The sequence below is a fragment of the Streptomyces sp. NPDC058671 genome (assembly GCF_042716475.1).
Lineage (GTDB): Bacteria > Actinomycetota > Actinomycetes > Streptomycetales > Streptomycetaceae > Streptomyces.
Genome location: NZ_JBHXSA010000033.1, coordinates 13,316 through 37,819 on the forward strand (window position 1 = coordinate 13,316; position 24,504 = coordinate 37,819).

Consider the following 24,504-nt stretch of genomic DNA (forward strand, 5'->3'; position numbering starts at 1 on the left):
CTGGCGCGAGCGGCCGCCCGCGACCTCCGCATTTGCCGTCGGCCGGGTTCTCAGAGCGGCTTCGATCCATGGCCCCGGCGGCGTGTCGTCTGTTCGTTCAGTACGAAGCCCCTGCACTCGGCCAGGGGCCGCTATCCCTCTCGCGCCCAGCGCCTCGCCCACGCGGGATCACCGAGCACCCTCCTCTGCCCAACCCTCAGGTGCTGACTCCTGCTCCGGTATCGTTTCGGCCCGCCCCGAGGGATCGGGGTGTGAATCCCTACTTCTCGCGCCGTGACGATCAACGTCCGACCTGGCCCCGCGAGTTTCGCGGTGACCACGGAGGCGCCGGGCTGCGCCGCTCTTGACAGCGGCCTCAAGGGCCCGGGGAAACGGAGCCATCAGCCCGGCGCCCGCGTCATCACCGCGGACCCCGCAATGGACAGCGATGCCGCTCTTTGAGGAGGGCTTGACGGCCAGGGGGGACCCAGGCATTCGCTGTCCTGTGCGACGTGACTGGGGACACGGACGGAGCGCGGCGACCACAAGGAGGCCGGACCACATGGTGCCTTCCGTTCTCATCGGGAGGCACCTGCTTCCGGCTCTGCTCGATTTTTCATGACCTGGTTCGACCTCACCACCAAACTGGTCGGCCTGCTTGCCACCCCGATGCGCCTGGTCGTCGTCGACGAGGCCCAGCGCCTGAACGGCGACTGCATCGAGCTGCTGCGCCACTTCCATGACCACCCCAAGACCCGCTTCGCCCTGCTCTACGTCGGCGGATACGGCTGCTGGGAAGTCCTGTCCAAGGAGGCCGATGCTCCTCCCAAGTCCTCCGCCGCCTGCCCTTCTCCCCCCTGGCCCTGGCGAAGGTCCCGGCCCTGATGCGCCGCTACCACCCGATCTACGCCGACGCCCCTGACGAACTGCTGGTCGAGGTCGACAACTCCTACGGCCACGGCACCATGCGCGACTGGGCCGTCTTCACCCACACCGCCGCCTCCCTGTGCGCCGAGCAGAACCTGGACACCGTCGACGAGACCACGGTCCACAACGCCTACTCCCTTCTCGGCGGCGGCCTGCGGGACTGAGACCCTGCCCGCCGCCGAGCAGACCCAACACCCCGCCGCCCGGCCCGTCGTCCCGCGCCGTACCGTCCGCGTCGTCATCGACGCCGGCGACGACCCCAACCTCAACCGGCGCCTGGCCGTGCTCGAAGCCGCGAGCCGTACCCGTTTGGATGAAGGGCTGGTCGAAACCACATGCCATGCTCTGATGTGAGCCATGGTCCCTTCAGGCAGGAAGAAACCCGGCGAAGGGTACATGTCATGCATATCAGGGGTATCGGAACGGTGCTGGGTGCAGCCGCGCTTACCGTGGTGACCCTTCCGGTCAATGCTCACGCCGCGTCCATCGCCTGTGGCGGGGGCACGTCGACCGGCCGTGTGGCGGTCAACAGCTGCATCAGCGCCCAGAGGCAATGGCTGGGCGACGTCCCTTACCGGGAGGTCACGGCGTATGTCACGCTACGGAACACAGGACCCAGGGCGGTAAATGTTTCCTACGAGGCATATTGGCGGACTCCGGGCCTTGACTGGAAGAAGTTGGGCAGCAGCCGTATCTCGGTCGGGGCGGGTGCGACTGTGGGTCCGGTCGAGGGGGGAAGCAAGGACCGGGCATGCGACAGTGTCAAGGTCGAAATCCGAGTGCACGCCAAGGTCAGCGGCGGTTCCTGGAGCGGCTGGTCCCCGGCATCCACCAAGCAGTGCCAGACCTGATCGCTGAGGCTGCCTGGAGCGTGGGGCGGGGCTTGGCTGCGTCAGTACCCGCCGAAGCTGAGCCCGCCTGTGAAACCGCCTGTTCCGCCGGTGGCCGTGCCACCGCCCCAGTTGCGGGATGGGGGGCTTGGCGGGGGCGATGTGAAGGTGCGGTAGTCCTCGGAGAACAGTTCCCGCCACCAGCTCTCGAAGCTCACGCCTTCCAGCTCACGCTCCGTCTGAGTGATCGCCGTGCTGTCCCACTGCAGCTGGGTCGGCTTCAGGACTTTGAGCGCCTGGCGCAGACCCGGCAAGCCGAGGGGTCCATTCACCTGCGGCGAAGTCAGGGCGAGGCTGTCGCCGGCGGATAGGTCGTGCCGGAAGATGTGGGCAATCGGCTGGCCGTTCGTTGCCGCCGATGACCAGCCCCAGATGGGCCGTTCGGCGAGCTCGGCCCGGCGGTGGCGGGCCTTAGCTGCCTGCCGTGCGTGTTCGGCGGCCTTGTCCTTTTCGGCATCGATCGCTTGCAGGATCTCTTTGCGGACCGGCTTGTAGGCCTCACTGGCCTCCTGGATGACCCGCTCGTAGCGCTTCCGGGTCTGCTCCCAGTTACGCAGGGCGAGGGGCGCGGCGAAGCGCCTCCACTGCGGAACGGAGCTGGCACGACGGTGGGCGGCGATGAGCTCGGCGCAGATGTCGTCCATGGCGGAGGCATAGGCGACGGCGCCTTCGACCCAGCGGCGGCAGGTCTGTGCCGTGCACGGCACAAGGCAGCTCATCACTGTGGCGGTCCGGATTTCGACACCCGCCCTGTCGAACAGGAACTGTCGGGCCGCGTCCTGCCGCTGAGGGGTCCGCACCAGGAACAAGGGGCCTATGTGTACTGCGCGCCATGCGTCGTAGCGCCATGGGTACTCGTGTTCCAGGACATGAACTTTGCCGTCCTTGGGGCCGACCAGTGGGGCGGCTTCCTGCAGGGGCAGCGCTGGCTTGTATGGGGAGAGGGACGGCAGTACTAAGCGACTCATCGGCTCCACCCCCGTGTTCTGGTGCCTCCATGGTGCCGTCCTACCCGCCCGCCAGGCAACGCCTCCACCGCCTGTTGCTCGTATGGCGCGGGATCAGGCGATCCACGCAAGCGGTCATCGATCTTCGGGGCCGCACATGGCGCACCGCGCTGGTCATCGGGCCGCTGCTCCCTCAGACAACTGATGGGACGCAGGAGTCGGTGACACCAACCGCACGTCGCGCGCTGCTGGTGACAAGCAGCGCGCCGATCTATGACAACCGACGCGCTTCACTCGATCGAATCCGCAGGTCAGTGGATGCCGACGGTGACAACTCTCGTGCTTCGGCTCAATCCGGCGGGCCGTCGTACAGTGCGCTGACGACGGCCCGCTTCTGAATCCGCACTACGAATGCGAGGCCGAAGATGACCACCCCCTGGCCCCCCCGCGTACCGCCAGCCGCCCGCTCGCCACGCGCGTCGCCGTGCTCCGGGAGCCGGCCGACCCCGCGCGCATCGGGCGGCGCGTCGTACGGCGCCGGGCGAAGGGGATGGACGTCGGCGCCGTCGCGGCGGTCCTCGAGGACGCCCGCTTCGACGTACGGCAGGACTCCCGCCACGAGGACCTGGTCGACGACCTCCGCGGCCGGGCGGAGCTCGCGGAGTGGGAGCGCCTGGACCAGCTGCTCGCCGCCGCGCCGCTGGGCACCGTCTACGACCCGGAGAGCGACGGCGTCGTCCAGGCCGAGCTCGCCGCCGAAGCCGCGGCCGCCGCCGACCGCGAGGCCGCCGTACGCGAGGCACCGCGGATCGCGGCCCGCGCCGACGAGCTCCAGGCGCTGCGCGAGCTACACGCCTTGGAGCAGACCGAGCCCCGCGACGGGGACGAAGCCGCGCGCGACGAGCTGACCCGGCGAGCCGGCGGGTACGTCCAGGCCGACGTCGACGCCTGGCTCGCTCACGCCCTGGCCGCGCACCTCGGGCACTACCGCGACCCGGGCGCCCGTGAAGCTGCCGCCGACCTTCTGACGCCGCCGGTCCTCGCCCACGCCGCGCTGCTCGCCGAACTCGCCCGGCTGGTCCCCGGCGCCCGCGCCGACGAGCTGGCGTTAACGACTTCTTAGCCTGCGGCTCCGAGCAGCAGCAGTGTGTGCGGCCACAGGTCGTTGAGGACAGTGGGGTCGTTCTTGAGCTTGGCGAACATGATCAGTCCTTCGAGGTGGGCGACCACGGCTCGCGCGGTGGCCGCTGTGGCTCGCTCGCGGGGGACGGTTCCCTCGTCGGCAGCGTCGTTGAGGGTGGCGGCGACGAGTGCGATCTGTTCGTCGAAGATCTCTTCCAGGCGGGTCTGCACGGCGGGCTCCTGGGTGGCCAGCTCCAGTGCGAGGTTGCCGAGGAGGCAGCCGTCGACCGTCCCCGAGGTCTCCTTCATCCGGCGCTGGAGCTGCGTCATGGTGTCCAGGAGTCGCTTCAGGCGGTCGAGGGCGGGGCCGGTGGCGCCCAGCTCGGTGGTCCAGCAGCTGCGTTCGGCGTTCCAGTAGGCGTTGACGGCCTCGACCGTCAGCGCCTGTTTGGATTCGAAGAAGTGGTAGAAGCTGCCCTTCTTCACCTCTGCCTTGGCGCAGATTTCAGCAACGCCGAGGTTGCTGTAGCCGCGGCTCTGCATCAGTTCACCGGTGGCGTCGATGAGGCGTTCGCGTGCCGTGCTGGTGCGTCCCATGAGGCTGAGTATACGTCCGGTCAACTACCCGACTCGCGAGCTAGTAAATAGTTGACCGGTCGTCTAGAGTCAGGTTTGTTGCTCCGCGTACCGCTACACAGAGAACGAAGGGACATCCGTGTCCGCGCCACTTTCCGTCGTTATTGCTCACCACAGCGGCTACGGCCACACAAAGCGCCAGGCCGCCGCCGTCGCGGCCGGCGTCGCTTCGGTCCCCGGCGTGCGCGCCGACCTGCGGGACGTCGCCACTCTGGACGACAGTCTCTGGGCGGCTCTCGAGGAGGCTGACGCGATCATCTTCGGCTCGCCCACCTATATGGGGTCCACCTCTGCTGTCTTCCAGCGGTTCGCCGAGGCCAGCAGCAAGGTATGGGCCGAGCAGGGCTGGCAGGGCAAGCTCGCCGCCGGTTTCACCAACTCCGCCGGCATCAACGGCAACAAGGACAACGTGCTGCTGTCCTTGGCCGTCCTCGCCGCGCAGCACGGCATGACCTGGGTCTCGCTCGGCCTGCTCCCCGGCTGGGCCTACACCTCTACCGGCAGCCCGGACGACCTCAACCGCCTCGGCGGTTTCGTCGGCGCCATGGCCCAGTCCTCCTCCGACCTCGGACCCGACCAAGCCCCCACCGACTCGGACCTACGCACCGCCCACCACCTCGGCGCCCGCGTCGCCCGCACCACCCTGCAGTTCGCCCACGGCCGTGAAGCCGCCGCCCTGGTGGTGACCGCATGAGCGGCCCGGGCCGGCTCGGCGATCTGCTGGGCATCGAGCACCCCATCGTCCAGGGCCCCTTCGGCGGCGGACTTTCCTCCGTCGCCCTCACCGCCGCGGTCAGTGAGGGCGGCGGCCTCGGATCCTACGGCGCGCACATTCTCACCCCCACCGCGATCACCGAGCTCGTCACCACCCTGAAAGCCGCCACGAGTCGGCCGTTCGCCGTGAACCTCTGGGTGCCACTGGAGGGCGAGCGCTCCGCACTGCCGGACAACGCCGTACTCACCGCTCACGTCGAGCGGCTCCGTCCCTACTACAACGAACTCGGCGCCGCAGCCCCCGCCTACGAGGAAGTCCAAGCCCTGCCTGACTTCGACGACCAGATCGACGCACTCCTCGCCGCCGCGCCGCCCGTCATCAGCTTCGTCATGGGCATCCCGCCTCGCCGCGTCGTCGACGAGGCGCGCCGTAAAGGCATCGCCCTGATCGGCACGGCGACGACAGTGGAGGAAGCCGTCGCCCTCGACGACGCGGGCCTCGACGCCATCGTGGCCTCGGGCAGTGACGCGGGCGGGCACCGCGGGGCGTTCCTCGCACCCGTACGGGAGTCGCTGGTCGGCACCTTCTCGCTGGTGCCGCAGATCGCCGACGCCGTGACCGCGCCCGTCATCGCCGCTGGTGGTATCGCCGACAGCCGTGGCATCCGGGCCGCCCTCACCCTCGGCGCCGACGCCGTGCAGATCGGCACCGCGTTCCTCGCCACCCGGGAATCCGGCGCGAGCGACGCCCACAAGCGTCAGCTCGGGACCCCAGCGGCCCGTACGACCGTCCTCACCCGGCTCTTCTCCGGCCGCACCGCCCGCGGCATACCCAACCGGTTCGTCCGCGACATGGCGGCGTACGAGGACGCCGTGCCTCCATATCCCATCCAGAACGCCCTGATGCAGCCCATCCGCCGGGCCGCCGCCGCCCAGGGAAGGCCGGAGTACGTGAATCTGTGGGCCGGACAGGCGGCAGCGCTGGCCGGCGATGACCTGGGTGCAAGGGAGTACCTGGCCCACTTGGTCAAGGAGCTCCCAAGTCAGGGCCTCCCCCTCGGATCACCTCGAGCCCGTTGAGGAAGCCCGCGTAGTGGAGTGCGGCCACGTGCCGCCGTGATCGAGTGCCGGCGCCCTGCACGGGCACTCGATCACGACGTCGGCGCCAGGCGATCTGGTCGACCGGCTAACCGCACCGCGGCTTTTGGGGCCCCAACGTCTCCTCCGCCACCGAATTCCTCGACTGGTAGAACGCCCCGTGTATCGGCATCCCCATCACGAACGTGCAGAACATCGTCGCGCTGACCAGCATCGGAGTGCAGGGCATCCTCAGCGCAGACCAGAATCTGCAGTGTGCCGAGAACGGCGACGCTCAGGGGGACCAGCCACTGTCCCACCTCATCGACCCACTGCCCCTTCTCTCGCAGAACGGCGATAACAACCCCTGACCACCCAGCTGTGGCCGTTGGTCAGCCCGCATTAGCAGTTGATCGACGGCACCGCGGAGGGCACGGATTCAGGTTGAAAGACAGCTACTAACCTTGTTCCCTATCTTCCGTCCGCGTCGTAGGGCGGGGACGGAAGGTCCCAGACGGCGTCTGACCGGCTGACGATCTTTCGAAGCTCGCGGGCACTTCGTGGCGATACGGCCTGCATCACGGTGTCGAGGAGGGCTCGGGCTTCGAGAGGGTTGCCGCAGCAGTACCAGTGCACGTCGCCCCACTCGTAGTCGTGCCACAGATCGCGCTCGGGCTGGTGGGCGTAATCCTTCCACTGGCCTACAGCCGCGCTGACGTCGCCTGGCTGCAGATAGTTGCGGGTGTGCTCAAGACGGATGATCTCGGACAGTGCACGCGAAGACAGGCCGTCGATGACTGGCCTTGCACCTGTTGTCCGGCGGCTGCAAGGGGCGCCGGCACGGATCTGTCCTGGCCGTCTACGCGGCATAGACCTTTCCGTGATGCCGAGACCGACCACCCCGCCGTCGCCCTCAAGAGGCGCCGCGCCGTCGCCACCCGGTACGACAAACTTGCGGTCCGCTACGAGGCGACCGTGCTGGTCGCAGCCATCAACGAATGGCTGTGATCACCACGTGGCCACGTCTCAAGCCCATACCGCTTTGACCACCGCGTGGCCTGCCGAAGCCGCCTGCCCGTAGAACTCTTGGAGGTCCCTGTGATGTTCGAGGTGTTCCTGCTTTGCCCAGCCGAGGGCACTGAACCTTGTCTCGACGACGCTCCACAGCTCGTCGAGATCGACAGCGAGGCGGTCGCCACGCACATCACGACCGGTTCGGACTGGTGCCTGATCGTGGAGTCGTCGGACCTCTTCGCGGGATACGACATGGCGAAGTCAGGCCGCGTCGAGGTGGCGCTGATCAGCGGCAAAGCACCCGTACGCGGTTCACCTCGGCGAGACGGTGATGGCAGTCAGCGAAGAGAGTGTCCGGACAGCGGGCGGATCGCACTGGAGATTGCTCCGGCCTGCTCTTGGACCCCGATGGAGCCGGCGTCGGGCACGGGCTGAGCGCGGACGGTGCAGTGGTCAGGCCGATCTCAGAGGCGAGCCGTTTCGGGCGCTTGAGACGTGGTCGGCCTGGTCCTGGCCAGGTGGCTTGTCGTCGGCGTTCACGGTGCGGCCGCCCAAGTGTCACGCCAGGGCATTGCGGCCTCCTGATCCGTGGTCGCCGCCTACTGCGCGACAACGGCCTTCGCCGCCTGCGCCTTGGCCGCGTCGACCCTAACGAGCCGTGCATGGTTGGCGGTGAGACGTCGAAAGGTGCAGGTCACCGTGGCTGACCGGCCCCGCGGGTTATGTTCTGCTGGTGTGAAAGGAGTCCGGCGACGGCTTGGATGGTGTCGGTCATGTGCTCGCGGCGGCCGTGGTGGTGGGCGAGTGCTCGCCAGTTCTTGAGGTGTGCGATGCCGTGCTCGACGCGGATGCGGCGTGAGGAGTGGCCCTTGCGCTGGCGCTCGTAGATTTCCTCGTACCAGTCCGGCGGATTCTTCTTGAACTTGCGGTGTGGTGGTGTCACGACGCGGTCGCCGGTCTGGGCGCCCAGGCCCTGGTAGCCGGCGTCGGCGAGAATTTCCACAAAGGGGCCGTCTGCTAAGTGCTTGACCAGGCCCAACTGGCGGGCGTGGGTGATGTCGGCACAGCTTGCGGGCTGGGCAGGACTGCAGAACAGGAGCCTGCCGGCAGCATCGGTCAGGACCATGGCCTTGACCGCGTTCTGCTTGTTCTTGCCGGAGATGAACTTCTCCCGGTCCTTGCGGCCGGCGGCGGGCCTACGGACGCGGATCTCGGTGCCGTCGATGATCCCGATGTGCCCGCTGGCTCCGAGATGCTCAATAACCTCGGCGAGCGTGCGGAGCTGGATGCCGGCCGTGATGCTGCAGCCCCGCGTTGCGAGCAGGGGCCGCACCTCACCGATGGCCCGTGTGATCGTGGAGCGGTCGACCCCGAACCAGCAGGCCAACACGTCGTGAGTGGCCCCGTGACGGAGGTGGACGAGCGTGGCCAGGAGCCGGTCGATGAAGACCAGCCGGTGCTTCGCGCCGGCGCCGACTGCCCGCTTCTCGGTCACCGGCGTGCGCGAGGGCGACCGGGTGTGGGGCGTTCAGAGGCTGAAGGCGGGCAGCATGGCCGAGTACGTAGCCATCGATCCCCGGAAGATCGCACCCGCTCCGCACAGCCTCACCATGGTGGAGGCGATCTCCCTGCTGGCCGGCGGAACCACGTCCTTGACCGCTCTGCGCGACTATGCGGCCATCAAGCCCGGCGAGCGGCTGCTGGTACGCGGGGCCAGCGGAGGCGTGGGAAGCGTGGCTGAGATCGGCAAGCTCTTCGGCGCGCACGTCACCGCGCTGGCGGGAGCGAAGAACCTCGACTTCGTCCGCGGCCTGGGCGCCGACAAAGTCCTGGACTACCGGACCACCCCCCTGGCCCAGCTGGGCACCTTCGACGTCATCGTCGACACCGCAGGCGCCCAGCAGTCCCACTTCCGCAGCCTGCTGACACCCGGTGGCCGCATGGTCGCCGTCACCATCGACATCAACAGGCCCCTCGCCGGCCTCGCAACGATCCTTGCCTCGACCATCCACGGCTCCCGGCGCATCCGAGTCTTCAGCGGCAGCCCCGACACGGCGCTGCTCACCGAACTCACCCGTTACGCGGAAAACGGCGACATCGCCCCCGTCGTCGACACCGTCCACTCTCTGGACAACATCGCCGACGCCCACCGCGCCCTCGAAGCAGGCGGCGTCCGCGGCAAACACGTCATCCGGATCGGCTGACCGCTCACGCGGGAACTCCCGCACCGGGCCGGGAGTTCCTGGGCCTACGACCCGGGCCAGGCGCATATCCCGTCCGTCCCGTCCACGGGCACCGACACGACCAGAGACCAGCGCCTCGGAGTGGTGATGCGGGCGAGCCGGGCAGTCGGCAGGCGGGGGGTGTTCAGAAGTGCGTCGTGATGCCGAACGCTTCTCGCAGCTGGGACATGTCGTGGCGGTCCCGGTCGGCGGGGTCGTAGCCCTGATGGAAGTGGACCTGCTGTTCGGCGGACAAGCAGGGAACGCTGCTGTGCCGGATCGTGCCAGTGACGAAGCACTCCGCCGGGGATAGACGAACGGGATCTCCGGTTCCATCGAACCCTGGAGGGCACTTCCATCCGGTGCGAAGACCAGCGGGTGCAGGTCGATCTCGCGACCCGACGCGTCTGCGACGACGAAACGCGTGGGGCGTCAGTCGAGGGTTTCGGCGAAGCCGACGTCAGCGAGGGCCGAGAGGAGAACGGGATCCTCCTCATGGCGGTGCATGAGGTCCAGATCCCGGTGAGGGCGGGTCTGTCTCCCCAGCAGGGCGTCGATGCCCCAGCCTCCTCCGATCCAGACATCCGTGCCGGCCTTCCGAAGCACGTCCAAGATCTCCAGCACATCATCGCCATTCATGGCAGGCATCCCCCCCACGTTCCCTGGAACGAAGCCTATGGAGCTGTCTCCTCCTGGCGCACGGCCTTTTCGGCGGCGGCTGGTGACGTCGTCAGCGACCAGGGCGCCCCGTCATCCGGCTGGCTAATGACGACGCCACCCATGGCGGGGCCGACCCGCCGATGACCCCGCTGGACGGCGCCGGAGGTCGAGCCGGGTGCGGGACGCCGGACGGGTCGCCCTGCTGCTCCGAGACGGTCTGCTCTTGACCCTCCGTCGCCGTAAGTGTCATTTTCTGCCTGATCCGATCTTTGACCTCGTTCCCTCCGCCTCGACACTCGACGTTTCTGTCAGCGATGAAGCCGACGCCGACGCGGCTTTCGATCCCGCCTCACCTGCGTAAGCATGGACGACTCCTTGCGACCGGGAGGCGTGCGTCCGAGGCAGGGGTCGTTCTTCTCAGACGTCCCATCGGGCAGCGGAGGGTTGCCGTGAACCTGCGGCACTGGTTTCGTCTCAGGGCGTCCTCGCAGTTCTGTGCCGTGATGACGAATCGACGGATGCGGGATCGCGGTGACGGTCGGCTCTTGGTCGTCAGACGGTGCGTACCGCCATCAGCAATCCGCTCGACCACGCCAGGCGGATGCATCGGAAGTCCTCGCGCCGGTCCAGCTCGGCCAGCAGGCGCTCGACCGAGGCATCGTGGCCCTCTGGCCAACCGGGCTGTGGGAAGAGGTCGTCGATCAGGTAGGTCCCGCCGGGCGCCACGAGTTCCAGGGCTCGGTCGAGGTGGGTGAATTTGCCCGGCCAGGTGTCCGCGAAGACGAGGTCGAAGGGAGCGCCGTCGAAGCTCTCCAGCCACGTGCCGCCGTCTTCGGACACGAAGGTCACCCGCGGGTCGGTGCCCAGTTGTTCCTGGGCGATGGCTTGGACGGCGGGGTCGAGTTCGACGGTGGTTAGACAGGAGGCCTCGTCCATGCCGCTGAGGAGCCAGGCGGTGCCCTCACCCACTCCGGTACCGAGTTCGAGGATCCGTCCTGCGGGCCGGGTGGCGGCGAGTGCTGCAAGGAAGTTCCCTGTGCGGTCCTCGCTGGACATGATGAAACCCGCGTCGCTTGCCAAGGCACGCAGCGCGGGCAGGGCGGTCGGGAGGCGCTTCGGAGTGTCGTCCATCTGGAGATGATGCGGGACAACGCCTTTGGGAACAAAGGCGATTCTCTCTTCCGCGTCCCAGTGGCAGTTCCGCGGACGTGTCGACGCCGATGTCCGGGCGCTCTGCCGCGTGACTGTGGCGATGTCGTCTCGCCTGCCCGAGCCGGCAGCCGTTCTTCGTTGTGCTGCGGCCGCAGTCCTCGGCCGTCGGTGAGCCTGTGGATGGCGGGAGACGGACGGCCGTCGCGCGCTCGCCGGGGCGTCACCGTACACGCTGTCCGACGGTGAGCGCGGCGCGGGCGGGACACCAGCTGCTTGCCACCTGATCCACCCCGCCCCCAGGGCCGACCCCGCCGCTTCCCGGGCACAGCAACCGGAAGGAGAAGAACGCTGAACGACAACGTCGTGCTCATCGCTGAGAGCAATGCCGCCGGGCCGAGGACGGCTGCCTGCGCTACGACCTTCTGCGTGACCTGGACGACGACCACAGATCATCGTCATCGAGGAGTAGCGTGACCAGGCGTCCCTCGACGCTCACTGCTCGGCGTGGGTCTGTCCGGACCGCCCCAGAGCGCGGCACCGTACCACGCCGGCAAGTTCTTGAGAGGTGCGGTGCGAGGGCCGGGCCCGCGCCGCGGTCAACGTATGGGCCAGGGGAGCGGCGGACGAGGACCGTCCACTCTTCATCCGGATTAGGCCGACCTATGTCTCCCTAGTTAGGCGCAGCCGGGCGTTCGGGTGACCCGTGACGAGCGGGTCTGCGGACCTCCCGTACAGCTGTTCCGCTGCTGGCCGCGCGCTGCCCCCGCGACGACCTCCGGCCCCATCGCCCGCGATGGTGAGGCGACGGTGCTCCGCTCCAGGCCTCGGAGCTTCCCGTCACGCCGCTGGAGCCCAGGAGGGAGCTGAACAGTGAGGGGCGGCCTGGATCCGGATACTGAGGTATGCAATTCATCGCCTTCATGACCTTGCCGGGCCTGGTTATCGTGCTGACCCTGGTGGCCTTCGTCGACCAGCTGCTGTTGCGCGCGGGACGGGCCGGAGTGCTGCCGTGGCGGAACAGTGCGCGTCAGGGACAGATATCGGCGACCGGGTTCGAACAGCTGCATGCGAGCCTTTCACCTGGCAAGCAGAACGAGCTGAAGGAGCGGCAGTCGGCCCTGGTCATGCCGGACAACCAGGATGACAGTGCTCCGCCGAACAGGACGACCGTGGACCTGGCCGCAGGGACGGCGATCGTACGGATGCCCCGTCCCGGGCGGTAAGAATATCGCCCGGCCGGTAGAGGGCGAGAAGGCGCCGGCCTGCACCTCGTCGCCCTCATGCCCGCGTGACCGCATGGAGAGGACGGCGTCTCGCCAGAAGTGGGACGGGTCGGTTCCCCATTCTCGGCGGCGGTCCGGTCAGTAGCCGGAGCGCTCCGTGAAGCACATGGCTCCGATGACGGTCACCACGATGAGGCCCAGCAGTATCCCCGTCAGAGCCGGGACGGGTCCCGTCCACAGCGTGTGCAGAGCCCACACGGCCGCCCCAACGAACAGCCGGGCCATCGAGACGACAATCCCATCCACGATCTTGACGGCGGTGAACGTCTTGGCGACGACGGTGGACACCGAGCCGCCCAGCGCCATCCCGACGAACACGCCGGCCGCCTGAGCGAAGTCCGTCGCTCCGAGGCGGTGCCCGAGCAGGGCGCCCCCGCACGCCCCGGCTCCCGAGAGGACGAGCCCCCAGGCCCCGCGGGCGCCCAGAACCAAGGCTTCTCTGTCCATGCTGCCGGGCGCTGTTCTACGGCGTAGCGAGGGCCTTCCATCAGCAGGAGGAGGCCCCTCAGTAGATCCGCCGCGGCGAAGCGCCCCACGAAGGCGCCGATGACCGCGCCGGTTCCCCCGTCCAGAAGCACGCCTCCCACGGCTCCCAGGGCGATGAGCTCACCCGGCTCCGCACCTTCCGCCACACGGATGCGGCAGGTAACGTCAAGCGCACACCGTGTGCCCGCGAGGGCCGTGCGGTCACCACTTGAGCTGCTCACGCCTCGACGAGGAGGAGCGATGGGCTGGCGATCGCTCAACGGCGAACGACGGACAGTCACCAGCAGCGTCCAACGCGGCGATCACGCGATTGCCCGCGGCCAGTGGGCCCTTGCCCTGCGCCACTACCAGAAGGCCAACCGTCATGCGGTCACGGTCGCGCAGGCCGGACAAGGCGACCAGGACCAGGCGGTACTGGGCTCGGTCTACTACAACCTGGCCGAACTTCACGTGAAGGCCGGCAACATCTCAATGGCCTGGCTGGCCGCCCTCAACGCCTGTCAGGTGTACAGCCCGCTGGACCCCGCAGCCGCCCAGCCCACCGCCGTAGCCTCCTGCCTCACAGGCGGGCGCCTGGCCGAGGAACGGATCGCCCAGAGCACTGACGCCCGCTCCCGCTACGTCCTGCTGAGCGCGGGCCTGGGACGCGAGTTCGGACCTCAGGCACTGCACGTGAACGTCGGCGGCGGTGCGCTCGATGGCATCACCGACGCCTCCGAAGCAGTCGAACGGATCGGTGACCCCGCCATACGCACCTACCAAGAACTGGTGAGACACGGCCACTGCTACACCGACGCCGACATCACCCGCACCCGGCGGCGCATCACCCAAGCACGCACCATCCTCGGCGCCTGACCGCTGAGGTTGAACTCGCAGGAATTGTGTGTCCTTGAGTGACGGCCACCCAAGGCAAGCTCCGCCCCTCCTCAGGTCCTGGCCAGAGCGCGGTTCGCCGTAGGACGGTCTCGCGGGCGATGGTGACGGGGGTGTGGAAGTAGGTGGCGGTGACCAGGTCCCAGGCGCCGTCGGGGAACGTCTGGGAGAGGTCGTGCTGCTGGGGGTAGATCTGGTCGGTGAGGCCGGTGGCCGCGGCACCTGCCGCGACGCGGTCGAGGGCGGCAGTCGCCCCCTACTGCTGCTGACCGTCCATCACCGCGCGGACGGTGTCTTCGTCGGCGGCGGTGACGTCCAGGACCATCCGCCCGGGTTCGGCGATGTTGTCGTCTGCCACGGAAGTGTCATGTGGTGCCACATGATGTGCAGTCGCCCGAAACGACCAGCCGCCCCCGGCACGGCCTGCCCCGGGCTTGGGCTGTGTGACCGAGTCGCGGCGAGGCGCGGGCTCGTCTTTACGTGATGTTTAATCCTCCGTTTCGGGGTAGTCGCCTCCTGTGGGACGCGTCGATCTTGGCGTGATCTCGACCCTTGGAGCGCATTGTGTGCTTCGCGCAACGGATTGGACACCTGTCATGAGCACTGCGAACCCGGTGGGTACCCCTGGTCACCGTGGGAGCGGCACGGACGTTTCCGGTCACGGAACGCGGCGGTTGTCGACGGAGACGAAGTCCGCTCTGAAGACGACGGAGTTCTTCGTCTACGTCGCCTCCGTCGTCGCGGTGCTGATCGCTTCCATGGTGGTGGGTACCGAAGACGGGCACGGTGACTACTTCCGTGCCGCCCAGGCGTGGCTGTATGTCGTGATCCTGACCGTCGGCTACATGATCAGCCGGGGTCTGGCCAAGTCCGGCAGCCGCGACCACTACGACGGCTCCTGACACGCGCCCACGCACGCAGGACGGGCTCGCCGCGGCGGCTGTAGGGCACACGTCCTGAGTGAGTACCGCCGACGCAGCGGGTGATCCCACAACCGCCGCGGCCGCTCGTCCGCCTGTACCCAGCGAACGCGTCTGCCGGGCAGCCTCCAGGCTGCCCGGCAGACGCGTTTCGCCGTGTACAGGGGCGGCGGCTCCCGGTAGGCCGGGGCCGGCCGGTCAGCCCTTGGCGATGGCCATGCCGAGGAAGATCCCGACCAGCAGCGCGACACTGCCGGTAGCCATCACCGCCCACGTCCCGGTCTGCGTCGCGGCGAAGGGTGGAGTAGCCGAGCAGGAACCGCATCACGATCACCGTTGGACACCCTGCCTCCCGAGCGGCCACGGCGGCAGCATCTACACGACCGTGCCGCTGCCGCTTGGGCGTGCTGAGTTCATCGGGTTGGCGCTGCGCCTGGCAGTGGGCCGGAGTTACCCGGGCGCGAGCCTCACAGCCTCGACAGCCGTGAAGGCCCGCGCCTGGGCAATGTCGGCTCTCTGCCAAGGGGTAGCGCCAAGCCCATGAACAACGAGGTGGCGGCTGCGGCGGAGGCGCAGCCGGGAGGAGTTGGCGAAGGTCACGCTCGACATGTCGAGGATGATGCGCCGGACAGCGCTGAGTGGCTCCCCTGCCTGGACGGGTACGGCGGGGAGAGGGAAGGTGCAGGACGCGCAGCGCCGGGCCTGCGCCGGGACAGGGCTGAGGCATTCGGGGCAGTCCCTTGGGGGGGCATGGACATCGTGGTGCGGAGCGAGGCGATCGTGCAGCTTGTTGATCGGTAACACGACCACAGCGGCCGAGTGTCCGGGGCTGGATCGGCCGATGGGGTTGTCGTTGGCTTTAGGGTCACTGATCCGGCCGACTGCCCGTGACAGTGGGGCGGCTGGGGCCGTTGTGGGGGGTGTCCATGCCGTATTTCTTGCGGCAGTTGCGAGTTGAAGGGGATTTCGATGTCGCGTTTCGCCAAGGCCGTAGCCGTTACCGCAGCCGCTGGTGCTGTCCTGGCAGGCGGGGCCGGCATGGCTGCCGCCGACGCCGTGGCCTAGGGCGCTGCCGTCGGCTCCCCGGGCGTCCTGTCCGGCAACGTCGTCCAGGTGCCGATCCACGTCCCGGTCAACATCTGCGGCAACACCGTCAACGTCGTGGGCCTCCTCAACCCCGCCTTCGGCAACACCTGCATCAACGACGGCGGCGACTTCAAGGGCGACCACAAGACCAACCAGCACGACAAGTACTGACAGCACCAAGTCCTGGACCCGGCGCGCTCATCACGCCGTCACAGGCAGCACGGCATGTGTTCCAGCCGCACGCACAGCCCGTTTCAGACTGGCCTCCCCTATCCTCCGGGGGAGGCCAGTCTCATGCCGAAAGAGTCCCGGCAGCAGGCGATGTTGAAGCGGACGCCTGGGCCGATCGCCCCGCCCTGGCCACGCTGTTCGCCGCGCCCCTCGGCCCGCTCCCGGGTGTCTTACCGGGCTGAGGCGCCTGAACCACGTCCGCGCGGCCGCAGGAGGTCCCTCGTCTGCTGCCTCGCTGTAACTCACGCGCGCATCCGGGGAAGCCACGACTGGGTGATCGAGGTTGTGGTGCTCGACGTTGCTGCGCCACCACTGCTCCCCAGGGCTGATTCAAAGTCCCGGTGATCACGCGTGGCCGCCGGACAGAGTGTCGTAAAGCCGCCACAGGGACCGGGCCCCATCGCTCTGCGGCAAGGGGCCGGCCACGCCCGCCGCAAAGCCCGTCACCCGTACGGCCGGTGGTCGTTTCCGGTGTGGATCAACACACCGGATGCGGAGGAGGCCCAAATGGGCCCGTCATTTGTGATCGAGCGCCTCGAGTTCCAGCGGGGCGATGTCTGGTTCGCCCGCCATTTCAAGGGGTGGGTGACCTTCCTCGTAGGCCACTCCAAGGCAGGAAAGTCCACCGCTATCGAGGCGCTGCTATACCCGTTGGGTCTACTGACGGCACTGGAAAGCACGAGGGCCGCCGAGTCGGCGGCCCTCGTTGAGGTCTGAACCCTGGGGTATGGCCTGCCTTGCGGGCTACCAGGAACTGTTCCAGGGTCTTCCCCCCACCGTACCCGCCAACTCATAGGGACCGGCGGCGGCCATCTAGCACTAATCGGGCGAGTTCCTCGGTCCGCGTGGCGGCTGCCTTACGGTGGGCCCGCTGCCGCGCCCTGCCCGCTTGTAGTGAGACGGGCGCAGACAGTGAGGACACAGAGCGTGGGAGGAAGGGCAGGATGGCGGAGGCCACGGCGAGCGAGCTGGATGAGTGGGTGCTGGGGCGCCGGTGGACGGTGCGTCTGGACGCCGCCGGTCGGGGCAGTGTCGCGGTGCGCGTCTCGTGCAGTCGGTCTTCCTGTGCTGAGCAGCGGTCGTCCTCCGACCCGTTCGGGCCTTCCCCGGGCAGCGTCTCGAAGTGGCCGAAGGGGAAGGGGAAGGTCTCCTGGATGGTCATCGAATGCGATGTCGACGGCGAGGCCCACCTTGAACCGTCGGGTCTCAAGGCCTCCTGAGATCCCCTTGTTGCGGTGCGTGAACGTCCCCAGGACGAACTCCGACCCGTCGAGCCTGACCTCCGTCGTGCCACCTGGAGCTCGTAGCCGCTCAGAGCGTCGTCGTAGTTGCCGCACTCACGTACTTGGTGCCCAGGTCACGGACGTTGTTGCCGTCCGCCTCATGGACTGCCGGCCACGTACCGGATGTCATGATCGCGCATCTCTCTTGTGATGCCGGGCCGCCGGTACGGGCCGCCATGAGATCAGCACGTACCGGTACGGCGGCCCTGTCGACCTGGGCTGACCCTGTGGATAGCGCACCCCACCGCCCCGGGCACCGCGCCCTGGACGGACTTCACCCACCCAGCGGGCATCGTTCACTGCGGAAACGAGCCCCGCCCTCATCCGCGCCCCCTGCCCCTGCCTCCCACCCCCGCGCCCGCAAGGGCTCGCTCCTGGGTCCTCAAGCTGCACCCCTCCGACGTGAACGAGCTCGATAGGCTCCCTGACGCCGCCGACTACAAGGCAGCAATCGGGAATGACCCTAGACTTCGGGGCGGACCGCGAGGCGCTCAGGTGGTACGCCGCCCCGCGCGGCTCCTCCCGGCCTGACCCCCACCGCGCTGTCGCGCGATCCCGCCGAAGCGTCCGCCCCAGGCAGGGGGGAGACGATCACTCCCGCTTCAGTTCCCACAGGCGCCAAACGCCGCTGTGGTCGGCGACCAGATAGTGGCTTCCGGTGATCGCGGGACGGGCTACGACGTAGCTCTTCTTCTGCCAGAGAGGCACCAACGGGACCTCCTTCGCCACCACCCTCTGGATCGCCTGGAACTGAGGGATGCTCCTGTTCCTGTCGGCGAACTTCTCCGTCTCCTCGATCAAGCGGTCGATCTCGGCCGAGGAGTAGCCGTTATGGAGGGTGTTGCCGTTTCCCACCAGTGGCTGGACGAACGTGTCGGGGCCCGGGAAGTCGGGCGTCCACTGGAGGATGTAGGCGTCGAATTCGCCGCTCTTCTGCCGTTCCTGGTACCTGCCCCAGTCGGACTCTTCGATCAGCTCGACCCTGAACAGACCCTCTCTCTCGAGTTGCGCCTTCAGCGCGCGCGCTTCGGCGGCGGCGCTGCCGACCTGGTGGCCCAGCTTGATGCGCACCGGGGTGGAGATGCCGGCAGCGCGCAGACGCTGCGCTGCCCACCGTGGATCCGATTCGGGGTAGAGGTCGTAGAAGTCCGTGCTGTGCGCCGTGACGCCTCGTGGGACGAGTGAGTAGAGCGGTGACACGGTGTCTTCGAACACGTCTGCCGCCAGGCGCCCCCGGTCGACCAGAGCGGCAATGGCTTTGCGGGCCTCGATGTCCGCCAGAGGGTGCTGCGGCGAGCGCATGTTCAGGACGAGGTAGCGTCCCACTCCGCCTTCTCCGCTGGAGAGGCGGAGATTCGGGTCGTTGCTGTTCTCGATGGTTGCCAGTGTCGGGGCGGTGAGCCCGGAGTAGGCCACCTCGATGCGTTTCGCCTTCCACGCTTTCTCCACGTCCTGGGACGTCTCGTAGTAGTGGATCTCGACCGGTCTGCCTCTCCTGGGTATGGCTCCCTTGTACCTCGGGTTCGGGGTGAGATCGATCCGGACACCTTCCTTGTAGGAGGAGACCGTGTAAGGGCCTGATCCTGATGCGGTCCACTGCGGCCGAAGTTTACGGTGCGGAAACTCGGACGGATCGACGATGGACCCTGCCGGTGTGGCGATCTTGGAAGGCCAAGTGGCGTCCGCTGTCGCGAGGTGAAAGGTCACCTCGGACTCGTCCGCCTCAACGGAGCGGAGATTCGCGAACAGCGGCACAGGTCCGAGGGGGTCTCGAATATGGAGGATGCGTTCGAACGAATGCTTCACGGCAGCGGCGGTGAGCGGACGGCCGTTGGAGAATGTGAGACCCTCGCGCATTTTGCAGCGATAGGTGGTGAGGGACACGGTGAACGCGCATGATTCGGCCGCGTCGGGCCGAGGTGCAGTCGCCCCCGGGTCGAAGGCGAGCAGCCCCTGGTAGATGTTGCTGTAAATCGCCCAGGATCCCGCGTCATAACCCCCTGCGGGGTCGATGCGAACCGGCCTGTTGGCGGTTCCAATGATGATGGGAGCTTCCGCTGACCGTGGGAACGGCATGAGCTGGTAACCGCAGGCAGCCGATAAGACACAAGCTCCTGCAGCGATTCCGAATCGTTTGAACTTCACGAGGTGGTTTTCCTTTCCTGGACTCGCGGACTGTCGGCCGGCCGCGAGCGCGTGGGCGGGACGCCGGACGGCCCCGGCGCGGAGAGCTGCCGGGGCCGTGGAGATTCACTGCGCGGGCGCGGGCCGAAGTCGATGGGGGCGTATGAGCCCTTGGGGAGGACGGCGCCGACGGCCTTCACTGCGGGGGGAGTGGCCGCGGTCGTGACGGACGCCCGCAGGGAGGCGAAACCACGCATCTCGTTCCTTTGGATCCGATCGGGCAAAGGCGGCTTTACCAGATCGGATATGTGCAGCGGCGAAGTCCCGGCACATGTCCGCGTAAGCACGCTCGCGTGCCTGGCAAAAACGCGTATCCCCACTGGCCCCTTGCCCCTGGGTGAGGGTGAGGGAAGGGGACAGTGGGCGCACCGCGAAGAGCGCAAGGTCGGTACGCCTACGGCCTGTCGCGGCACGGCCGATCGTCATGGGTGGCGGACGATCGGTCAGTGGCGAAACCTACGGACACAGGCACCGGCAGAACTATCCAGGGACCCGAATGTACGGACACCTATTTATCCCAACCCCCGTTCTCACCTGGCGGATTCGCCCTGAAGCGGCACAGGAGAAGGCCCGCTGCCTGAGGGGCGCCCCGGCGTCCGGGCGACCTAGCGTCCGGCGCCCCGGTCGTCTGTCATGCCGCAGAGCTGGCTGCGCGGCCGCGCGCCGCGCTGCCTTGCGCGTCCGGACGGTTGTTTGCGTATCAGGGGAACCGACCTCCGGATGTTCCGGGGCAAGGAGAGGGGCGTAGCTTGAGGAGTCGGCCAACCGGACTTGCCGGGCTGCTGCGACAAAGGCGCGAGCTCCGTGTCGCCTCGGTTGGCCGACGTTGTGCACGGACGGGCGGAACGAGCTGTGCGCGCCGCCATCGGGCAGTCCCGGCCCGATGGCACCGCGCCCTGCCTTTCGGTAGTCGGCCGGGCGTGCTCCGCGGTGCGCCTCGGACGCCGAAAGCTCTTCCGCCCGTCCGGTCACCCGGGTCCGCTGAATACCCAGGATGTATACGTGTAACCACCATCGAATATGTGCCGAACGGTCGATGATTCGCGCGGCGGCGCTCCGTGTTTCGAAAAGGGCGGTCATTCCGAATGGCGAAAACACCGGAATTCTGTTCCTGGGCCCGCGCGCTCATAGCGACGCCCTGATGCGGTGTGACAATCTACTCACGCGGGCCGGTGATCCGGGTGCAGGAGCAGGAGCATGTTTTCCGGGAGTCCTGCCACCGAGGCGGCGCCGACTCCGCGCCCACCCGACCCACCGTCGGCGAAGCCGAGAGGCTCTGGCGAGCTGTCGGGCGCGGTGGGTCCGGACCGTCTGGGAGAAGGAGAGCGGGGATGACGGCGTGATCGAGGCGCGGGATTCCGCTCTGCGGCCTCTGGCGCGCGCCTTGGGCGATGAGCGTGCCGAGCCGGTGCTGCTGTTCGTCGAAGGTGCCGCCGGCCGGGGAAAGAGTCACCTGCTCCACGAACTGGCCGACCTGCCCGGGACGGCGGACGCGACCCGTGTGTGGTGGAGGTGCGGAGACGATGGCGGGCCCGAAGAGGATGGGCACCAGCGGCAAGCGACCCTATGGCTGGTGGACGACGTCCAGCGGGCAGACGACACCGAGGTCCGGCGGCTGCGCCGGGTGCTGGAGGGAATGCAGTCGGGCTCGGCGGCTGTGGTGACCTACCGCCCCGAGGAGGTTCCGGTCCCAGGTCTGCCGCTGGGCAGCCCGCCGGTGACCTACCCTCCCCGGCTCACGGTGCTGCGGCACCGGCTGGCGCCGTGGGACGAGGAGCGCGTCCGCCGGGCCGTCGGGGAGACGCTGGGCGACAGCTGCACGGCCGAGGCGGTACGGACGCTGCACGAGCGCACCGGCGGAGAACCCCAGGTGGTCGTCGACCTCCTCGCCGTACTGAAGGACCGACAGCCCGCGTTCACCGGCACGGCCGCCGAGGTGGAGGCGGCCGGCGTGCCGACCCGGCTGGCGGAGCTGGTGCTGAGCCGTACGCACGCTCTCTCCCCGGCGCACCGGCCGGTGGTCTGGGCGGCCGCCGTCCTCGACGGTCCCACCGGCCGCGACGAGCTGATCGCGGTGTCGGGGCTCGGAGCCGTTACGGGGAGGGACGCACTGCTGCGGGCTCTGGAGGGTGCGGTCCTCACGGAGCTGGGAGAAAGCCGGTACGGCTTCGCCGTCCCGCTGGCCGCATCGGCCGTACGGGCCTGCGTGCCGGGACCCGTCCGCCAGGACCTGCACGAGAGGGCGGCGAACGTGCTGGGCCGCAGACAACCCGTGGCGTGGGACGCCGTGGCAGAACACCACAGGGCAGCCGGCGAGACACACAGATGGCTCAGAGCGGTGGAGAAGGCGGCCGAGTCCGCGGCCGCCGTCGGCCGGCACCAACAGGCCATCGCACTGCTGGAGCGGACGCTAGCCACGCCTGGTCTCCCGCCGCAGGCCCGAGCCCGGTTGGCACCGCTCCTGGCCCGCAGCGCGGTGACGGGACTGCGCTCGGACCAGACCGTGGAGGTGCTCGCGCAGATCGTGCAGGACACGTCCCTCCCTCCGGCCGTGCGCGGAGAGCTGCGACTCGACCTGGGGCTGATGCTGTGCAACCAGATGGGCCGGTTCCCCGAGGGGTGGCGGATGCTGGAGACCGCCGGCGCCGAACTGAACGAGGCCCGGCCCGACCTGGCCGCACGTGCCATGGCAGCGCTGGTCACCCCCTACTGGCCGGGCAACTCCATCGACGTCCACCGCGGATGGCTGATCAAGGCCATGGCCGCCGCGGACGCCAGCGGAGACGACGCCATGCGCACGGCCGTCCTGGCCAACCGGGTGGGACTCGCCATGAGCTGCGCCGACCCGGACGCGTGGGAACTGGTGGGGCGCCTGCCCGTAGAGACCGCGGATCCCGCCTGTGCCCGGCAGGCGGCACGCGGCCTGTGCAACGCCGCGGACTCCGCGGTCTGGCTCGGCTTCTACGACCGAGCCGAAGACCTGCTCGCGGAGGGGCGCGACCTGTCCGCACGGAGCGGCGCGCCCTACACCAAGTGCAGCGCGCTGGGAACACGACTGCTCCAGGAGTGGTGGACGGGTCAGTGGCAGGGCCTGGCCAAACGGTGCGAGGACTTCATCACTGCGACCGCCGACATGCCGTTCATCGCCGCCGACGCCTACCTCGTGCGAGGCATGCTCGCCGTCGCCCAGGGGGACTGGGGAGAGGCGACCTCCTGGCTGGCCCAACGCGGCACATTCGGCACCGAGGACTTGCCCGTGCCCGTGACCGCGACCGCTTCCGGCGCCGTGATCCGCCTGGCCCTGGCCCGCCAGGAGATGACGGCTGCGGCGGAGCGAGCCCGCGCCGCGTGGAGCGTGGTCGCCGGGAAGGGAGTGTGGCCGTGGGCAGCGGAACTCGCGCCCTGGGCCGTGGAAGCCCTGTCGCGTACGGGTGACAGGACCGCGGCCCACACCATCGTCCGGGACTTCGCCCAGGGCCTCGACCGGCGCGACGCGCCCGCCGCCAGAGCCGCGTTGGTCTGGAGCCGAGCCGTACTCGCCGAGATGGAAGCACCGGCTCGGGAGCAGCGGAACGGGCTGCTGCGGGCCGCGGAGCTGTACCGGGAGGCCGCGGCTGCCTACGCGGAGCTGCCCCGCCCGTACGCCCATGCCCTGACCGGGGAGGGTGCCGCACGCTGCGTGCTCGCGGCGGACACCGAAGAGGATGCCGACCCGGCCGCCATGGCCAGGGATTCCACAGCGCCGCTGTGTCCGGTGCCCGGTCCTTCCACCGCCACGTGGGCGATCAGCGAGCTGGAGTCCTGCGCCCAGCGCTTCACCGAGCTGGGGGCCGTCTGGGACGCGGCGCGGGCCAGGGCCTTGCTGCGCACGCGTCAGCCGGCGAAGAAGGGCCGCCCTCCCGGCCGCCCCTCGCACGCCAACGAACTGTCCCCCCGGGAGGCGGAGGTAGCCCAGCTCGCGATCTCCGGTCTGACCAACCGGGAGATCGCCGCGACCTTGCACCTCTCTCCCCGGACGGTGGAGCAGCACATCGCGCGCGCCATGCGGAAGACCGGGGCGCTCTCCCGCCGTGACCTCGCCCACGGGCTGGGGCAGCCCTCCTGAGACGGGAGCCCGCGGACCGGTGCGCCCACGGACGGACGAACCCCGCGCGTCAGCGCCGCGGTTACCAGGGGCGCCCTTCCCATCGGGAGGGGGGAGGGCCTTCAGGCCGGAACATCCTGTCGTGCTCCCAGGCGTCCACGGTTGCGGCCGGCCAGTCGAGGACCCAACCGGGGCGCAGGCCGCGTGCTCCCCAGCCGTCCGGTCGCCGGCGAGGGACAGGGACGCCTGCCTCCTGGGCGGCGACCGCCGTGTCACAGGTCTCGCGCGCGATGCGGAGGGCTTCCAACCAGGTGTCGGCCGGACCGGTGAAGACGTGCAGCCCGCACTGCTCGGGCTGTACGGAATTCCGTATGGGGACATTGACCTGGAAGTAGACCTTGGCCATGACGCCGTCTCCTTGGCTCTGCGCATTCCCGCTCTGCCGGCGCGGACCGCACCGCGGTTCACCGAGCGGGCTCGTCCCACCCCGGCTGCTCGACGCCTGATCGGATAGCGCCAACCTAGGGGCTGGCCCGAGCCCTGAATATTCGGAAAATGGCCAACTACCTATACGTATTCCGCTCGCCCAAGGGCGGGTGTCGCTCCGGGACACGAACGCGGGGCTGCGTCGGCGTCGGCAACCGGTGACCCTCGCGGCTGGGACACTCGGCTCACTGCGGAAAGGACGGCGCGGGACGCCGGGAGACGATGACACACGCGAATGGCCGACGTCC

The 24,504-nt window shown here is 68.7% G+C and carries 21 protein-coding genes and 2 pseudogenes; 15 read left to right on the forward strand and 8 right to left on the reverse strand.

Features of this window, described 5'->3' with window-relative positions; genetic code table 11:
* Positions 1-597: 597 nt before the first annotated feature.
* Positions 598-864 (forward strand): ATP-binding protein, encoded by a 267-nt coding sequence (locus ACFWV2_RS30115; RefSeq protein ID WP_384409731.1) that lies wholly within the window; start codon positions 598-600, stop codon positions 862-864.
* Entirely contained in the window at positions 864-1,070 is a 207-nt protein-coding gene (locus tag ACFWV2_RS30120; protein WP_384409733.1) for a hypothetical protein, read from the forward strand. Before ACFWV2_RS30115 ends, ACFWV2_RS30120 begins: the two co-directional genes overlap by 1 nt.
* A gap of 728 nt (positions 1,071-1,798) precedes the next feature.
* On the opposite strand, the gene ACFWV2_RS30125 is transcribed toward ACFWV2_RS30120, so the two are convergent.
* Complete coding sequence (locus ACFWV2_RS30125) at positions 1,799-2,605, reverse strand: hypothetical protein (RefSeq protein WP_384409735.1); 807 nt, start codon at positions 2,603-2,605, stop codon at positions 1,799-1,801.
* A 622-nt stretch (positions 2,606-3,227) separates the two neighbouring features.
* Here ACFWV2_RS30125 and ACFWV2_RS30130 point away from each other — a divergent pair.
* Positions 3,228-3,866, forward strand: coding sequence for a hypothetical protein (locus ACFWV2_RS30130; protein ID WP_384409737.1), 639 nt, complete (start codon positions 3,228-3,230; stop codon positions 3,864-3,866).
* Here the strand turns inward: ACFWV2_RS30130 and ACFWV2_RS30135 are convergent.
* A complete protein-coding gene (locus ACFWV2_RS30135) occupies positions 3,863-4,462 on the reverse strand; it encodes a TetR/AcrR family transcriptional regulator (protein ID WP_384409739.1) in 600 nt (199 codons plus the stop codon). The two genes, ACFWV2_RS30130 and ACFWV2_RS30135, sit on opposite strands and share 4 nt — an antisense overlap.
* Before the next feature lie 118 nt (positions 4,463-4,580).
* Here ACFWV2_RS30135 and ACFWV2_RS30140 point away from each other — a divergent pair, with 118 nt between their 5' ends.
* The 5 genes from ACFWV2_RS30140 (at position 4,581) to ACFWV2_RS30160 (ending at position 7,741) form a co-directional block, all read left to right on the forward strand.
* Positions 4,581-5,195, forward strand: coding sequence for an NAD(P)H-dependent oxidoreductase (locus ACFWV2_RS30140; RefSeq protein WP_384409741.1), 615 nt, complete (start codon positions 4,581-4,583; stop codon positions 5,193-5,195).
* A complete protein-coding gene (locus ACFWV2_RS30145) occupies positions 5,192-6,295 on the forward strand; it encodes an NAD(P)H-dependent flavin oxidoreductase (protein ID WP_384409743.1) in 1,104 nt (367 codons plus the stop codon). The genes ACFWV2_RS30140 and ACFWV2_RS30145 overlap by 4 nt, the downstream gene beginning before the upstream one ends.
* Positions 6,296-6,498: 203 nt before the next feature.
* The gene (locus tag ACFWV2_RS30150) at positions 6,499-6,663 is read left to right on the forward strand and encodes a hypothetical protein (RefSeq protein WP_384409745.1); all 165 of its coding nucleotides are present in this window, start codon (positions 6,499-6,501) and stop codon (positions 6,661-6,663) included.
* A 283-nt stretch (positions 6,664-6,946) separates the two neighbouring features.
* A complete protein-coding gene (locus ACFWV2_RS30155) occupies positions 6,947-7,300 on the forward strand; it encodes a hypothetical protein (protein WP_384409747.1) in 354 nt (117 codons plus the stop codon).
* 93 nt (positions 7,301-7,393) lie between these two features.
* Positions 7,394-7,741 (forward strand): hypothetical protein, encoded by a 348-nt coding sequence (locus ACFWV2_RS30160; RefSeq protein ID WP_384409749.1) that lies wholly within the window; start codon positions 7,394-7,396, stop codon positions 7,739-7,741.
* Positions 7,742-8,000: 259 nt separating this feature from the next.
* Here ACFWV2_RS30160 and ACFWV2_RS30165 read toward each other — a convergent pair whose 3' ends face one another.
* Positions 8,001-8,801, reverse strand: coding sequence for a transposase family protein (locus ACFWV2_RS30165; protein ID WP_384409751.1), 801 nt, complete (start codon positions 8,799-8,801; stop codon positions 8,001-8,003).
* 55 nt (positions 8,802-8,856) lie between these two features.
* On the opposite strand from ACFWV2_RS30165, the gene ACFWV2_RS30170 reads away from it, so the two are divergent.
* A complete protein-coding gene (locus ACFWV2_RS30170; protein WP_384409753.1) occupies positions 8,857-9,510 on the forward strand; it encodes an NAD(P)-dependent alcohol dehydrogenase in 654 nt (217 codons plus the stop codon).
* Between the two features lie 163 nt (positions 9,511-9,673).
* Here ACFWV2_RS30170 and ACFWV2_RS30175 read toward each other — a convergent pair.
* Both ACFWV2_RS30175 and ACFWV2_RS30180 read right to left on the reverse strand, forming a co-directional pair.
* A pseudogene (locus tag ACFWV2_RS30175) lies at positions 9,674-10,167 on the reverse strand (nucleotidyltransferase domain-containing protein).
* Between the two features lie 573 nt (positions 10,168-10,740).
* Entirely contained in the window at positions 10,741-11,319 is a 579-nt protein-coding gene (locus ACFWV2_RS30180; RefSeq protein WP_384409755.1) for an O-methyltransferase, read from the reverse strand.
* Positions 11,320-12,242: 923 nt separating this feature from the next.
* On the opposite strand from ACFWV2_RS30180, the gene ACFWV2_RS30185 reads away from it, so the two are divergent.
* Positions 12,243-12,563: a DUF6191 domain-containing protein gene (locus ACFWV2_RS30185; protein ID WP_384409757.1), complete on the forward strand. Its 321-nt coding sequence runs from the start codon at positions 12,243-12,245 to the stop codon at positions 12,561-12,563.
* A gap of 138 nt (positions 12,564-12,701) precedes the next feature.
* Here the strand turns inward: ACFWV2_RS30185 and ACFWV2_RS30190 are convergent, their stop codons facing one another.
* On the reverse strand, positions 12,702-13,070 hold the full coding sequence (locus ACFWV2_RS30190) for a hypothetical protein (protein WP_384409759.1): 369 nt from the start codon (positions 13,068-13,070) through the stop codon (positions 12,702-12,704).
* A gap of 279 nt (positions 13,071-13,349) precedes the next feature.
* Here ACFWV2_RS30190 and ACFWV2_RS30195 point away from each other — a divergent pair, with 279 nt between their 5' ends.
* From ACFWV2_RS30195 to ACFWV2_RS30210, 4 genes and pseudogenes are all read left to right on the forward strand, one after another.
* Positions 13,350-13,964, forward strand: coding sequence for a hypothetical protein (locus tag ACFWV2_RS30195; RefSeq protein ID WP_384409762.1), 615 nt, complete (start codon positions 13,350-13,352; stop codon positions 13,962-13,964).
* 692 nt (positions 13,965-14,656) lie between these two features.
* Positions 14,657-14,884, forward strand: coding sequence for a hypothetical protein (locus ACFWV2_RS30200; RefSeq protein ID WP_384409764.1), 228 nt, complete (start codon positions 14,657-14,659; stop codon positions 14,882-14,884).
* A 987-nt stretch (positions 14,885-15,871) separates the two neighbouring features.
* Positions 15,872-16,159: pseudogene (locus tag ACFWV2_RS30205) on the forward strand (chaplin).
* A gap of 582 nt (positions 16,160-16,741) precedes the next feature.
* Positions 16,742-16,936: a hypothetical protein gene (locus tag ACFWV2_RS30210; RefSeq protein ID WP_384409766.1), complete on the forward strand. Its 195-nt coding sequence runs from the start codon at positions 16,742-16,744 to the stop codon at positions 16,934-16,936.
* Between the two features lie 1,157 nt (positions 16,937-18,093).
* Here the strand turns inward: ACFWV2_RS30210 and ACFWV2_RS30215 are convergent.
* Positions 18,094-19,647 carry an ABC transporter substrate-binding protein gene (locus ACFWV2_RS30215; RefSeq protein WP_384409768.1) on the reverse strand — a complete coding sequence of 518 codons (1,554 nt, stop codon included), beginning with the start codon at positions 19,645-19,647 and terminating at the stop codon, positions 18,094-18,096.
* A gap of 1,378 nt (positions 19,648-21,025) precedes the next feature.
* Here ACFWV2_RS30215 and ACFWV2_RS30220 point away from each other — a divergent pair.
* The gene (locus ACFWV2_RS30220) at positions 21,026-23,791 is read left to right on the forward strand and encodes a LuxR C-terminal-related transcriptional regulator (protein WP_384409770.1); all 2,766 of its coding nucleotides are present in this window, start codon (positions 21,026-21,028) and stop codon (positions 23,789-23,791) included.
* 61 nt (positions 23,792-23,852) lie between these two features.
* Here the strand turns inward: ACFWV2_RS30220 and ACFWV2_RS30225 are convergent, their stop codons facing one another.
* A complete protein-coding gene (locus ACFWV2_RS30225; RefSeq protein WP_384409772.1) occupies positions 23,853-24,176 on the reverse strand; it encodes a hypothetical protein in 324 nt (107 codons plus the stop codon).
* Positions 24,177-24,504 lie beyond the last annotated feature (328 nt).